This is a genomic window from Amycolatopsis lexingtonensis (assembly GCF_014873755.1).
Classification (GTDB): Bacteria; Actinomycetota; Actinomycetes; order Mycobacteriales; family Pseudonocardiaceae; genus Amycolatopsis; species Amycolatopsis lexingtonensis.
Genome location: NZ_JADBEG010000001.1, coordinates 4630785 through 4644118, shown reverse-complemented (window position 1 = coordinate 4644118; position 13334 = coordinate 4630785). Strand labels below are relative to the sequence as shown.

The 13334-nt window shown below is 70.8% G+C and carries 13 protein-coding genes; 6 read left to right on the top strand and 7 right to left on the bottom strand.

What is annotated here, in order from left to right:
- The first annotated feature begins 18 nt into the window (after positions 1-18).
- Positions 19-405: a RidA family protein gene (locus H4696_RS20580; RefSeq protein WP_086862330.1), complete on the top strand. Its 387-nt coding sequence runs from the start codon at positions 19-21 to the stop codon at positions 403-405.
- Here the strand turns inward: H4696_RS20580 and H4696_RS20575 are convergent.
- Positions 402-1559, bottom strand: a complete 1158-nt coding sequence (locus H4696_RS20575; protein ID WP_086862331.1) for a steroid 3-ketoacyl-CoA thiolase — start codon at positions 1557-1559, stop codon at positions 402-404. The two genes, H4696_RS20580 and H4696_RS20575, sit on opposite strands and share 4 nt — an antisense overlap.
- A gap of 231 nt (positions 1560-1790) precedes the next feature.
- On the opposite strand from H4696_RS20575, the gene H4696_RS20570 reads away from it, so the two are divergent.
- Complete coding sequence (locus tag H4696_RS20570; protein ID WP_169735062.1) at positions 1791-3017, top strand: cytochrome P450; 1227 nt, start codon at positions 1791-1793, stop codon at positions 3015-3017.
- On the opposite strand, the gene H4696_RS20565 is transcribed toward H4696_RS20570, so the two are convergent.
- Positions 2989-3570, bottom strand: coding sequence for a dienelactone hydrolase family protein (locus tag H4696_RS20565; RefSeq protein ID WP_086862333.1), 582 nt, complete (start codon positions 3568-3570; stop codon positions 2989-2991). The genes H4696_RS20570 and H4696_RS20565 overlap by 29 nt on opposite strands.
- A gap of 35 nt (positions 3571-3605) precedes the next feature.
- On the opposite strand from H4696_RS20565, the gene H4696_RS20560 reads away from it, so the two are divergent.
- Together H4696_RS20560 and H4696_RS20555 are read left to right on the top strand one after the other, a co-directional pair.
- The gene (locus H4696_RS20560; protein WP_086862334.1) at positions 3606-4397 is read left to right on the top strand and encodes a transglutaminase-like domain-containing protein; all 792 of its coding nucleotides are present in this window, start codon (positions 3606-3608) and stop codon (positions 4395-4397) included.
- A 64-nt stretch (positions 4398-4461) separates the two neighbouring features.
- A complete protein-coding gene (locus H4696_RS20555; RefSeq protein ID WP_086862335.1) occupies positions 4462-5481 on the top strand; it encodes a YhjD/YihY/BrkB family envelope integrity protein in 1020 nt (339 codons plus the stop codon).
- 54 nt (positions 5482-5535) lie between these two features.
- On the opposite strand, the gene H4696_RS20550 is transcribed toward H4696_RS20555, so the two are convergent.
- The 4 genes from H4696_RS20550 to H4696_RS20535 form a co-directional block, all read right to left on the bottom strand.
- Entirely contained in the window at positions 5536-6702 is a 1167-nt protein-coding gene (locus H4696_RS20550) for a thiolase domain-containing protein (RefSeq protein WP_192782447.1), read from the bottom strand.
- A complete protein-coding gene (locus H4696_RS20545) occupies positions 6699-7712 on the bottom strand; it encodes a thiolase domain-containing protein (RefSeq protein WP_086860328.1) in 1014 nt (337 codons plus the stop codon). The genes H4696_RS20550 and H4696_RS20545 overlap by 4 nt, the downstream gene beginning before the upstream one ends.
- 7 nt (positions 7713-7719) lie before the next feature.
- The gene (locus tag H4696_RS20540) at positions 7720-8697 is read right to left on the bottom strand and encodes a Zn-ribbon domain-containing OB-fold protein (protein WP_086860330.1); all 978 of its coding nucleotides are present in this window, start codon (positions 8695-8697) and stop codon (positions 7720-7722) included.
- An 81-nt stretch (positions 8698-8778) separates the two neighbouring features.
- On the bottom strand, positions 8779-9567 hold the full coding sequence (locus H4696_RS20535; RefSeq protein WP_086860332.1) for a crotonase/enoyl-CoA hydratase family protein: 789 nt from the start codon (positions 9565-9567) through the stop codon (positions 8779-8781).
- Positions 9568-9629: 62 nt separating this feature from the next.
- Here H4696_RS20535 and H4696_RS20530 point away from each other — a divergent pair, with 62 nt between their 5' ends.
- Positions 9630-11246: an acyl-CoA synthetase gene (locus H4696_RS20530; RefSeq protein WP_192782446.1), complete on the top strand. Its 1617-nt coding sequence runs from the start codon at positions 9630-9632 to the stop codon at positions 11244-11246.
- Between the two features lie 14 nt (positions 11247-11260).
- On the top strand, positions 11261-12361 hold the full coding sequence (locus H4696_RS20525; protein WP_086860336.1) for an NAD(P)H-dependent flavin oxidoreductase: 1101 nt from the start codon (positions 11261-11263) through the stop codon (positions 12359-12361).
- A 64-nt stretch (positions 12362-12425) separates the two neighbouring features.
- On the opposite strand, the gene H4696_RS20520 is transcribed toward H4696_RS20525, so the two are convergent.
- Positions 12426-13226 (bottom strand): S1 family peptidase, encoded by an 801-nt coding sequence (locus H4696_RS20520; protein ID WP_086860338.1) that lies wholly within the window; start codon positions 13224-13226, stop codon positions 12426-12428.
- Positions 13227-13334: the final 108 nt, after the last annotated feature.

The window sequence follows — 13334 nt, the reverse complement described above, 5'->3', positions numbered from 1 at the left end:
CAAGCTAATGTGCGCGGCATGACCGAACGTCGAGCGATCCTGAGCGGCTCCACCTTCGAAGAACAGATCGGCTACGCCCGCGCCGTCGTCCACGGCGATCGCGTGTACGTCTCGGGCACCACGGGCTTCGACTACCCGGCCATGACGATCTCGGATGACGTCGTCGAGCAGGCGGCGCAGTGCGTCCGCAACATCGAGGCGGCACTGGCGGAGGCGGGCTGCACGCTTTCCGACGTGGTGCGGGTGCGGTACCTGCTGCCGGCCCGCGCGGACTTCGAGCCGTGCTGGCCGGTGCTGCGCAAGGCGTTCGCGGAAGTCCGCCCGGCCGCGACGATGCTGGAGTGCGGCCTGGCGGACCCGCGCATGAAGATCGAAATCGAGGTGGACGCCCACCTGCCGGGCTAAAGCCGCTCGATGATCGTCGCCGTCGCGAGAGCGCCGCCCGCGCACATCGTCACCAGGGCCGTCGACGCGTCGCGGCGCTCCAGCTCGTGCAACGCCGTCGTCAGCAACCGCGCGCCCGTGCTGCCCACCGGGTGGCCGAGCGCGATCGCGCCGCCGTTCACGTTGACCCGTGCCGGATCCGGCCCCACTACCTGCTGCCACGACAGCGCGACCGACGCGAACGCCTCGTTCACCTCGAACAGGTCCAGGTCACCCACCGTCATCCCGGTCCGCTCCAGCACCCGTTCGGTCGCGCGGATGGGGCCGTCCAGGTGGTAGTACGGCTCGGCGCCGACCAGTGCCTGCGCGAGGATCCGGGCGCGGGGACGCAGGCCCAGCGCCGCCGCGCGGTCCGAGTCCACCAGCAGCAGCGCCGCCGCGCCGTCGGAGATCTGGGAGGACGTGCCCGCCGTGTGGATGCCGTCCTCGACCACCGGCTTCAAGCGCGCCAAGCCCTCGGCCGTCGTCTCGCGGAGGCCCTGGTCGCGGCCGACCAGCCGGGTCTCGCCGGTGGGGGAGCCCTCGGGGGAGAGGACCGGCGCCTTCACCGGGACGACCTCGCGGTCGAAGTGCCCGGCTTCCCACGCGGCCGCCGCCTTCTGCTGGGAAGCGGCGCCGAACGCGTCGACGTCTTCCCGGGTCAGCCCGCGCCGGACCGCGATGCGCTCGGCCGCGCCGTACTGGTTGGGCAGGTCGATCGTCCACGACGACGGCCGCGGGGACGCGCCAGCGCGGTTGGTGCCCAGCGGGACGCGGCTCATCGCCTCGACCCCGCAGGCGACGCCGACCTCGATGGCGCCGGCCGCGATCAGGCCGGCGATCAGGTGGGTGGCCTGCTGCGCCGAGCCGCACTGGGCGTCGATCGTCGTCGCGCCCGTCGTTTCGGGCAGGCCCGCGTGCAGCCACGCCGTGCGCGTGACGTTGTTCGACTGCTCGCCCGCCTGCGTGACGCAGCCGCCGATCAGCTGCTCGACCAGTGCCGGGTCGATCCCCGCGCGGTCGGTCAGCGCGAGCTGCGCGGCGCCGAGCAGCTCGGCCGCGTGCAGGCCGGCCAGCAGCCCGCCCCGCTTGCCGATGGGGGTTCGCACGGCTTCGGCGATGACCGGCACGCCCATGTCGTCCCTTTCGTCGGGAAACACTGTTCACTGACCCAAAAACTAGAACAAGTTATCGTTTCTGGCAAGTCGTCGCAGGATCGACGTCATCTTGATCTTTGTCGGGTGAGCGAGTGCTCACCTGCCATCATCGGTCAAGTTAACGGGTTTCACTGAACGTCTTCCGTTGGTTAACACCGTATGCTTCAATCCAACTTAGAACGTGTTCCAAGCCGAACCGTGGGAGGCAACGTGGCCGCTCCGCTCATCCCGGCAGGGTTCGACTTCACCGATCCCGATCTCCTCGCCCAGCGACTCCCGGTGGACGAGTTCGCCGAGCTGCGGCGGACGGCACCGGTGTGGTGGAACCCCCAGAAGCACAACACCGCGGGTTTCCGCGACGACGGCTACTGGGTCGTCTCGCGCCACGCGGACGTCAAGGAGGTCTCCCGCGACAGCACGCTGTACTCGTCGCGGGAAAAGACCGCCATCATCCGCTTCGACGAGAACATGACCGAGGACAACCTCGACGCCAACCGCCTGGTGCTGCTCAACATGGACGCCCCGCAGCACACCAAGCTGCGGCGGATCGTGTCGAAGGGCTTCACGCCGCGCTCGATCGCGAAGCTCGAGGACACCCTGCGCGACCGCGCGGAGCGGATCGCCCACGAGGCCCGCAAGAAGGGGAGCGGCGACTTCGTCACCGACGTCGCGTGCGAGCTGCCGCTGCAGGCGATCGCCGAGCTGATCGGCATCCCGCAGGAGGACCGGCTCAAGATCTTCGACTGGTCCAACCAGATGGTCGCCTACGACGACCCGGAGTACGAGGTCGCGCCGCTGGAGGCGTCCGCGCAGCTCATCGGCTACGCGTGGAACATGGCCGAGGACCGCCGCAAGTGCCCGATGGACGACATCGTCACGAAGCTGATCCAGGCCGACGTCGACGGCGAAGCGCTCGGCTCGGACGAGTTCGGCTTCTTCGTCATCCTGCTCGCCGTCGCCGGCAACGAGACGACGCGCAACGCCATCACCCACGGCATGAAGGCGCTCCTGGACCACCCGGACCAGTGGGAGCTGTTCAAGGAACAGCGGCCGAAGACGGCGCCGGACGAGATCGTCCGCTGGGCCACCCCGGTGGTCGCCTTCCAGCGCACCGCCACGCGCGACACCGAACTCGGCGGCGCGCAGATCCGCAAGGGCGACCGCGTCGGCATGTTCTACAGCTCGGCCAACTTCGACCACGAGGTCTTCGACGACCCCGAGAAGTTCGACATCCTCCGCGAGGACAACCCGCACGTCGGCTTCGGCGGCACGGGCTCGCACTACTGCATCGGCGCGAACCTGGCCCGCCTGGAGATCGACCTGATCTTCAACGCGATCGCCGACGTCATGCCGGGCATCACGGAGGCGGCGCCGCCGGTGCGGCTGCGGTCCAGCTGGCTCAACGGCATCAAGCACTACCCGGTGCGCTACGCCTGAGGAACGCCGAGACGCGCTCCCAGGTGAGCGCGGCCGCGGCCGGGTCGTGGTCGGGGCCGTCCGCGTCAATGTAGAAGTGGCCGATGCCCGGGTAGGTGTTCACCCGGGCATCGGCGCCGGCGCGCACGGCGGCCGCCTGCCACGCCGCGACCTGGGCCGGCGGCGCGATGGGGTCGGGGTCGGCGACGTGCACCTCGACCGGCAGGCCGGGGCGGGCGTCGGCGGGCAGGTCCCCCAGCGCGTGCAGCAGCAGGACCCCGGCCGTCGCGGGCCGGTGCGGCAGCACGGCCTGGACGACGCCCGCGCCCATCGACACGCCCAGCAGCACCGTCTCCGCGGGCAGGTCGCGCACCGCGTCGCGAGCTCGCCGGGTGATGGTCTCCCAGCCGACGGCGTCCTTCAGCGCGAAGCCCGCTTCCAGCGTCGGCGCGGTGCGGCCGTCGTAGAGGTCCGGGGTGGTGACGCGGTGCCCGGCCGTCCGCAGCCGGTCGGCGAGGCCGAGTTCGACGGGCCGCAGCCCCAGCACGGAGTGGAACACCACGATGTCGGTCACCCGGCAATCGTGCCAAACGGTGACATCATGAGGCGATGGCCCCGCGAGCGACCGTCGACGTCGAATTCTCCGTCCGCGTCACCGGACCCGGGCCCGCCGCGATCTCGGTCGCCGCGGCGCGCGCCGACACCGAAGAGCTGACCGTTTCCTGGCACGGCGAGAGCGAACTCGTCGAGTTCGAGCACGGCACCCGCGCCGAGGTCTTCGAGCTGCCCGCGGGGGAGCACCGCGTCACCTACCACGCCGAGCGCGCGCTGACCGAGCCCGAACCCGAGCCGGTCACGCTCGCCGACGCCGCCGTCTTCACGCGGCCGAGCCGGTACTGCCCGTCCGACCGGATCGCCGGGCTGGTGCCGCCGGAGCTGTTCGCCTTGAAGAGCGCCAAAAAACAGGTCGACGCGATCGTCCGGCACGTCCACCGGCGACTGTCCTACGTGGTCGGTGCCAGCCGCCCCACCGACGACGCGATCGACACGCTCCTGGCCGGCGAAGGCGTCTGCCGCGACTTCGCGCACGTGTGCATCACGCTCTGCCGGTTCTTCGACATCCCCGCGCGCTACGTCGGCGTCTACGCGCCGGGGCTGTCCCCGATGGATTTCCACGCCGTCTTCGAGGCCGGCCTCGACGGGCACTGGTACGTCTTCGACGCCACCCGCCTCGCGCCGCGGCAGACCATGCTGCGGATCTCCACCGGCCGGGACGCCGCCGACACCTCGTTCCTCGCCACCCTCGGCTGCGAGCTCGACTTCCTCGGCAGCACGGTGTTCGCGACGACGGACGCCGCGCTCCCGGTCGACGACGGCACGGAGCCGGTCGTCCTCGGGTGAGCCGATCGGCTGGCGACCGCGTGTTGCCCGCACGAGAAGGCTCCCGGCTGGGTAGACAGTCTTCGTGAAGAGTTCCCCCAAGGCCCCGAGCCAGTGGGCCCGGGCGCGTGCCCGGTACCGGTGGCTGGACCACATCGCCCGTGCGACCAACCGCTACATCGAGCGCGGCGGGTACCACTACGTCGCCTCGATCACCTACTTCAGCCTGCTGTCGCTGGTGCCGCTGCTGATGGTCGCCTCGTCGGTCGCCGGGTTCGTGCTGGCCAGCCAGCCGCACCTGCTCGACACGATGGTGCACGCGATCGTGTCCACGCTGCCCGGTGGACTCGGTGACAAGGCCACCAAGCTGCTCACCGGCTTCGTCGAGCAGCGGACGAGCGTCGGGGCGTTCGGCCTGGTGATCGGCCTCTACTCGGGCTGGAACTGGATGAACGCGCTGCGGGACTCGCTGACCGCGCTGTGGGGGCAGAACCGCTCCGACCAGCCGCTGCTGCGGCTCATCGCCGTCGACCTGCTCGCCCTGGTCGGGCTGACCGCGGCGCTGCTGGTGTCGTTCACGCTGACCATCTCCGGCACCGCGCTCGGCAGCTACCTGCTGCGGCTGGCCGGCCTCGACGACACGAGCTGGGGGCACCAGCTCGTGTCGGCGTCCTCGGTGCCGCTGTCGCTGGCCGCCGACTGGCTGGTGTTCCTGTGGGTGCTGAGCCGGCTGCCGCGGCAGAAGGTGGGCGTGCGCAGCGCGGTGCGCGGCGCGATCGCGCTGGCTCTCGGGTTCGAGGCGCTCAAGCTGGCCGGCGGGTTCTACCTCCGGCTGATCGGCGACTCGCCGACCGGCATCGCGTTCGGCTCGGTGATCGGCCTCATCTTCTTCATCTCGCTGGTGGCGCGGATGCTCGTCTACGTCACGGCGTGGACGGCGACCGGCTCCGACGCGCCGCCGAAGCCGGTCCAGCCGCCGGCGCCGGTGGTGCTGAACCCGGTGGTCGTGGTGGACCCGCCGATCGCGGTGCCGGCCACGGTCGGCGTGCTCACCGGCGTGGCCGGCACCCTGCTCGCCCTGCGCTGGCGCCGCTCCCGCCGCTGACCCGCCGCTTTCACGTGAAAGCTCCCACCTGGGGGCGTAGCTTTCACGTGAAAGCTACGCCGTGGGCTTCTCCGAGCCGACCAGCCACATCGAGAAGTACTGAGAGCCGCCGCCGTAGGCGTGGCCGAGGGCCCGGCGCGCGCCGTCCACCTGGTAGTCGCCGGCCCGGCCCATGACCTGCTTCGCCGCCTCGGAGAACCGGAGCATGCCGGACGCGCCGATCGGGTTGGACGAGAGCACCCCGCCGGACGGGTTGACCGGCAGCCGGCCGCCGATCGCCGTCTCGCCCTTCTCCGTCACCTTCCAGCCCTCGCCTTCGGGCGCGAACCCGAGGTTCTCCAGCCACATCGGCTCGAACCACGAGAACGGCACGTAGATCTCGGCGACGTCCACTTCGGACATCGGGTCGGTGATGCCCGCCTCGGCCCACAGCGCGGCCGCCGCGTCCTTCCCGGCCTGGGGGTTCACCTGGTCGCGGCCGGCGAACGTGGTCGGCTCGGTGCGCATCGCCGTCGCGTGCAGCCACGCGGCCCCGCCTTCGACGGCGTCCCCGGCGGCCTCGTCGCCGAGCACCATCGCGCAGGCGCCGTCGGACGACGGGCACGTCTCGTCGTAGCGGATCGGGTCCCACAGCATCTGCGACGCCCGCACCGACTCCACCGTGATGTCCGGCTGCCGCAGGTGCGCGAACGGGTTCAGCGCCCCGTTGCGCCGGTCCTTCGCCGCGACGATCGCCCCGACGTGCTCGGGCGCGCCCGAGCGCCGGATGTAGGACCGCACGTGCGGCGCGAAGTAGCCGCCCGCCCCCGCGCCGACCGGCATCTGGAACGGCGGCAGGATCGACAGGCCCCACATCGCGTTCGACTCGGACTGCTTCTCGTAGGCCACGGTGAGCACCCGCCGGTGCACGCCCGACTGGATGAGCGAGGCCGCGACCAGCGCCGTCGACCCGCCGACCGACCCGGCGGTGTGCACGCGCAGCAGCGGTTTCCCGGTCGCCCCCAGCGCATCCGCGAGGAACAGCTCGGGCATCATCACGCCCTCGAACAGGTCCGGCGCCTTGCCGAGCACGACGGCGTCGATGTCGGCCCACTCCACCTGGGCGTCGGTCATCGCGCGGTCGATCGCCTCGCGCAGCAGGCCCGGCATCGAGACGTCCGCGCGCTTGGCGCGGTGGTGCGTCTGGCCGGTGCCGAGCACGGCGGTGAGCTGCTTGGTCATCGGGCCTCCAGCACGGTCACCAGGTTCTGTTGCAGGGCGGGGCCGCTGGTCGCGTGCGCCACGGCCTTGCGGGACTCGCCCCGGTGGATCCGGGCCGCGGCCTCGCCGATCCGGGCGAGGCCGGCGGAGAACATCGGGTTCGCTGCCAGCGCGCCCCCGGAGGGGTTGACCTGCACGCCGTCGCCGAGCCCGAGCGCGCTGCGCAGGATCAGCTCCTGGTGCGTGAACGGCGCGTGCAGCTCGGCGAGGTCGGCGCCGTCGAGGTCCAGTGCCTTCGCCGCGGCCTCGGTGGACGGCGAGCGGGTCAGGTCGCGGGCGCCGAGCACGGGGGAGTCGACGCGGTGCTCGATCCCGCCGATCACCGCGGGCCGCTCGACGATGTCGCGCGCGCGTTCCACAGTGGACAGGATGACCACGGCCGCGCCGTCGGCGATCGGCGCGATGTCGTGCCGGCGCAACGGATCCGCGAGGTAGGGCGCGTCGAGGAGCTCGCTGACGTCCTTGCCCGTGCTGCGCGCGGCGACTTCGGCGAGGTCCTTTTCGGACCACAACCCGGCCTCGAGCCCCATCCGCGCCTGGATCCCGGCGATCGAAACCGAGTCCGGCCACAAGGGAGTGACGACGTAGGGGTCGAGCTGCAGGGCGAGCACGCGGCGCAGCTGCCCGGCGCTGGACTTGCCGAAGCCGTAGACGAGCGCGGTCTCGACCTCGCCCATCTTGATCTTCAGCCAGGCTTCGTAGAGCGCCCAGGCGGCGTCCATTTCGACGTGGGACTCGTGGATCGGCGGGAACGCGCCGATCGCGTCGACCGCGGCGATGAACGAGAACGCGCGCCCGGCCAGGTAGTCCGACGAACCGGAGCACCAGAAGTCGATGTCCTGTTTGGACAATCCGGTCTGCGCGAACACTTCGGCGAAGATGGGGACGAGCATTTCGACGCCGTTGGTGGTCCCCTCGGTCTCCCGGACGTTGGGGGCCTTGGCGAAGCCCGCGATGGCGACGTCTGGCATCAGGACCTCACAGGTGGTGGGCGAAGGTTTCGTAGGCCGCGTCCGGCTCGCCGGTCGGCTCGAAGTGACTGATGTTCTCCAGCGACGTCCACCACTCTTCGCGGGGTTTCCAGGCCGCCCGCACGCGCATCCCCATCTTGACGTCCTGGGCGTCGCAGCCCAGCACGAGGTGCAGGAACGCGATGTCCGCGCCGTCGAGCAGGATGTAGGCGGCGACGTACGGCGGCTTGAGCCGCTGGCCGAGGAACGGGACGTTGACGATGCAGAACGTCGTCACGATGCCGGTGTCGGGCAGCTCGACCTCTTCGGTGGTCGGCACGCCGTCGGTCGGGCAGGCGCCGCGCGGCGGGATGTAGACCTTCCCGCACGCGGGGCAGCGCTGCCCGATCAGCTTGCCTTCGGCGAGCCCGCGCAGGTAGCGGCTCTCCTCGGGGGAGGCGGAGTGCTGGTACTTCAGGTGCACGGGCGTGATGACGACACTGACCGGCGCACCCTCTTCGCGCTCGGCGACCGGGGGAGCGGGCTCGGTCGGTTCGGTGTCTTCGGCGTCCACGGGCAGGAAGTAGGCGATGTCCCGGATGTGCCCGACGGTCTCCCCGGCCCAGCGCACCCGCACCCGCTGTCCACTGTGGATGTTCGACGGCGACCCGGCGTCCACGGCGTGCAGCATCGCGGTGTCGGCCCCGTCGAGCTTGACCAGCGCCCAGGCGAACGGCCTGCTCAGCGGCTGCCCGTCGAGCGGCTCGGGGCACCACGACCAGGAGACGACGGTGCCCTCTTCGCCCACGGGGACGAACTCGCCGAGCTGTTCGGCGGTCACGGGGTCGTACTCGACGGGGGGAACGTGCACCCGGCCGTCACTGCCGCGGATGCCTTCGATCCGGCGCTCGCGCAGCCCGTTGACGAACCGGCCGAGGACCGGCCCGGTCGAGCGCGTGTAGTCGAAACCGACGTTGAGGGGTGCCGCCAGCGGTGTCTCGGTCACGCCGTTGAGTGAAACACGTTCTTGTTCTGCCGACAAGGTTCCTCCACGCGGTGGTCCGATTTTCCCAGAACGCGTTCTACGTCAGCGGCCGGTGAAGTCCGGCTTCCGCTTCTCCGAGAACGCCCGCGGCCCTTCCTTGGCGTCCTCCGACGCGAAGACCTCGATCCCGTACTGCGAGTCCAGCTTGAAGGCCTCTTCCTCGTGGAGCCCCTCGGTGTCCCGGATCGTCCGCAGGATCGCCCGCACGGCCACCGGCCCGTTCGCGTTCACCAGCGAAGCCAGCTCCAACGCCTTCGTGAGCGCGGAACCGTCGGGCACCACGTGCCCGATCAGCCCGATCGCCAGCGCCTCCGCCGCCGAAAGGTGACGGCCGGTGAGCAGGATGTCCGCGGCCACCGTGTACGGGATCTGCCGCGGCAGGCGGACCGCCGACCCGCCCATCGGGAACAGTCCCCACCGCGCCTCCGACACGCCGAAGCGGGCCGACTCGCCGGCCACCCGGATGTCCGTGCCCTGGAGGATCTCCGTGCCGCCCGCGATCGCCGGGCCCTCGACCGCCGCGATCAGCGGTTTCGTCAGGCGGCGGCCCTTCAGCAGGCCCGGGATGCGCGAGGGGTCGAACTTGCCCGACGCGAAGGACTCCGAAGGGGAGTTGCGGGACATCGACTTCAGGTCCGCGCCCGCGCAGAACGCGCCGCCCGCGCCGGTCAGGACGCAGCTGCGGATCGAGTCGTCCGCATCGACCCGGTCCCAGGCCTCGACCATGATCGACATCATCTCGCCGGTGATCGCGTTGCGCGCCTCGGGCCGGTTCATCGTGACGATCAGGGTCTGCCCCTCTTGCGAAACCAGCGCGTGCGGTTCACCCACGGAAGACCTCCTGAAGGAGCAGTGCCATTGCCCAGAACGATAACATGTTCTACTTTGAGGGAGTGGCACTCAACATCGCGGATCTTCTGGAGCACGCCGTCGACGCCGTGCCGGAGCGCGTCGCGGTCGTGTGCGGCGAGCGGCGGGTCACCTTCGCCGAACTGGAGGCGCGGGCCAACCGGCTCGCCCACCACCTCGCCGCGCACGGCGTGGGACGCGGGTCCCACATCGGGGTCTATTCCCGCAACTCGATCGAGGCCCTGGAGGCGATGATCGCGGCGTACAAGCTGCGCGCGATCGCCGTCAACGTCAACTACCGCTACGTGCACGGCGAGCTCGTCTACCTCTTCACCGACGCCGAGCTCGTCGCGCTCGTGCACGAGAGGAGCTACGCCGACAAGGTCGCCGCCGTCCTGCCAGAGACGCCCAAACTGAAACACGTTGTCGTGATCGACGACGGCAGCGATGGCGACTACGAAGGCTACGGCGGCGTCGACTACGAGGCCGCGCTCGAGGCGCAGAGCCCGGAGCGCGACTTCGGCGAGCGCAGCAGCGACGACCTCTACATCCTCTACACCGGCGGCACCACGGGCTACCCGAAGGGCGTGCTCTGGCGCCAGGAGGACGTCTGGCGCGCGCTCGGCGGCGGGATCAACTTCGTCACCGGCGAATACATCCCGGACGAGTGGACGCTCGCCGAGCAGGGCAAGGCCGGAAGCCTGACCCGGTTGCCCGCCGCGCCGCTGATCCACGGCGCCGCGCAGTGGGCCGCGTTCGGGGCGCTGTTCACCGGCAGCCCGGTCGTGTTCGTGCCGCGCTTCGACGCCCACGAGATCTGGAAAGCCGTGCAGGACAACAACGTCCAGGTCCTCACGATCGTCGGCGACGCGATGGCGCGGCCGCTGATCGAGGCCTACCGCGAGGGCGATTACGACGCTTCGTCGCTCGTCGCCGTCTCCAGCCACGCCGCGTTGTTCTCGCAGTCGGTCAAGCAGGAGTTCGTCGAGCTGGTGCCGAACGCCGTGATCACCGACGCCATCGGCTCGTCGGAAAGCGGCTTCACCGGGATCGGCATGGTCGGCAAGGGCTCCGACCACAGCGCCGGCCCCCGGGTCAGCTTCGGCAAGGACGCGATCCTGGTCGACGACGACGGCAAGCTCGTCGAGCCGGCCCCCGGCGCGGTCGGGCTGATCGCCCGCCGCGGGCACGTCCCGCTCGGCTACTACGGCGATCCCGAGAAGAGCAAGAAGATCTTCGTCGAGGTCGACGGGGTCCGGTACGTCGTCCCGGGCGACTACGCCCGCTACGAGGAGGACGGCACGGTCACGCTGCTCGGCCGCGGCTCGCAGTGCGTCAACACCGGCGGCGAGAAGGTCTACCCGGAGGAGGTCGAAGGGGCGCTCAAGTCGCACCCCGACGTCTTCGACGCCCTGGTCATCGGCATCCCGGACGAGCGGCTCGGCCAGCGCGTCGCCGCCGTCGTGCAGCTGCGGGACGGCGCCGCGCCGGACCTGACCGCGCTCGAGGAGCACCTCCGGGGCGAGATCGCCGGGTACAAGGTGCCGCGCACGATCTGGCTGGCCGCCGAGATCGGCCGCTCGCCCAGCGGCAAACCGGACTACCCGTGGGCCCAGCGCTACGCCGCCGAGCACGAACCGGCGGCGGCCCAGCCCGTCTGAGGAGGACACCAGAAGTGCGGACACCCCTGTGCGACCGGCTCGGCATCGACCTGCCGATCATCGGGTTCACCCCGTCGGAGCACGTCGCCGCGGCGCTCAGCCGCGCCGGCGGGCTCGGCGTCCTCGGCTGCGTCCGGTTCAACGACGCCGCCGAGCTCGACCGGGTGCTGACCTGGATGGACGAGAACACCGGCGGGAAGCCCTACGGCGTCGACATCGTGATGCCGGCGAAGATCCCGGCCGAAGGCACCCAGGTCGACCTGTCGAAGCACATCCCGGACGGCCACCGCGCGTTCGTCGACCGGGTGCTGAAAGAGCTTTCCGTGCCGCCGCTGCCGGACGACACCGACGAGCGCGCGGGCGTGCTCGGCTGGCTGCACTCGGTCGCCCGCTCGCACGTCGAGGTCGCGCTGAACCACCCGATCAAGCTGATCGCCAACGCGCTCGGCTCGCCGCCGGCCGACGTCATCGCCCAGTGCCACGACCGCGGGGTGCCGGTGGCGGCGCTGGCCGGCAAGGCCGAGCACGCGGTCCGGCACGTCGAAAACGGCGTCGACTTCGTGGTGGCGCAGGGCTACGAAGCCGGCGGGCACACCGGCGAAATCGCGTCGATGGTGCTGGTGCCGGAAATCGTCGACGCCGTCGACGTGCCGGTGCTCGCCGCCGGCGGGATCGGTTCCGGCAGGCAGATGGCCGCGGCGCTCGCGCTCGGCGCGTCCGGCGTCTGGATGGGCTCGATGTGGCTCGCCACCGAGGAGTACCTGCAGACGATGGGCGAGTCGGTCGCCATGCAGCAGGCGCTCGTCGCGGCGACCTCGGCGGACACCGTGCGGACGCGGATCTACACCGGCAAGCCCGCGCGGCTGCTCAAGACCCGGTGGACCGAGGCGTGGGCCGCGGCGGACGCGCCCGAGCCGTTGCCGATGCCACTGCAGAACCTGCTGGTTTCCCACGCGCACAACCGGATCCACGCGGCGAACGACCCGAGCGTGGTGTCGATGCCGGTCGGGCAGATCGTCGGCCGGATGAACGCCGTCCGCCCGGTCGCCGAGGTCGTCGCGGACCTGGTCTCCGGCTACGAAGAAGCACTGTCCCGTTTGGACAAGACCCGCTGAAATCCGTGAATGCCACATTGAGGGACTTTAGGTCTCTCAATGTGGCATTCACGGACTTGCGGGGCTAGAGGGTGGCGGCGGCCGCGGCGATCTTCGACGCGAACGTGCTCACCTCGGTGTAGACGCCGGGGGCGTGCGGCCGGGCGCAGCCGTCACCCCAGCTGACGATGCCGACCTGGATCCAGGCGTTGTTGTTGTCCCGGCGGAACATCGGGCCGCCCGAGTCGCCCTGGCAGGTGTCGACCCCGCCGGCGGTCAGGTTGCCGGCGCAGATCTCCGCGCTCGGGATGAGGTCGGGGTAGCTGCCGCCCTGGGCGGCGCAGGTGGCGTCGTCGACGAACGGGACCGTCGCCTTGAGCAGGTACCGCTGCTGCGAGCCGCCCTCGGTCGCCGCGCCCCAGCCGGCCACGGTGAACGTGCCGGTGTTGTACGTGGTCGTCGTCGCGATCGGCAGCGTCGACAGGCCGCTGACCGGGCTCGCGAGCTTGATCAGCGCCCAGTCGCCGCCGGTCGAGGTGCCGTAGGTCGGCGACTGGTAGACGTAGGTCGACTTGATCTTCTGGGCGCTCGTGCTCTGCAGGTCGACGACGCCGACGGTCGCCGTGATCGAGGTGTTGGCCCCGGTCCGGCTGACGCAGTGGGCGGCGGTCAGGACGATCTGCTTGGTGTAGAGCGCTCCGCCGCAGCCCATGGAAAGCCGGACCATGAACGGGAACTCGCCCTGGGCGGCCCGGGTCCCGCCGACGACGTCGGTGGACGGCGGCTGGGCCGCGATCGCCGGGGTGGCGAACGACGCGGCCGCGGCGACCGCGGCCACCGCGGTGGTGACGTTTCTGAGCAGGGTGAACCAGCGCTTGGGAGCCAAGGGGATCAGTCCTTCCAGTGTCCACTGTGGAAGCCGTTGCCGTGAGCGGCCCCATGACTACACCAGGTGGCCGCAGACCGGGACAACCAACTTTCTTCGGATCTTTCG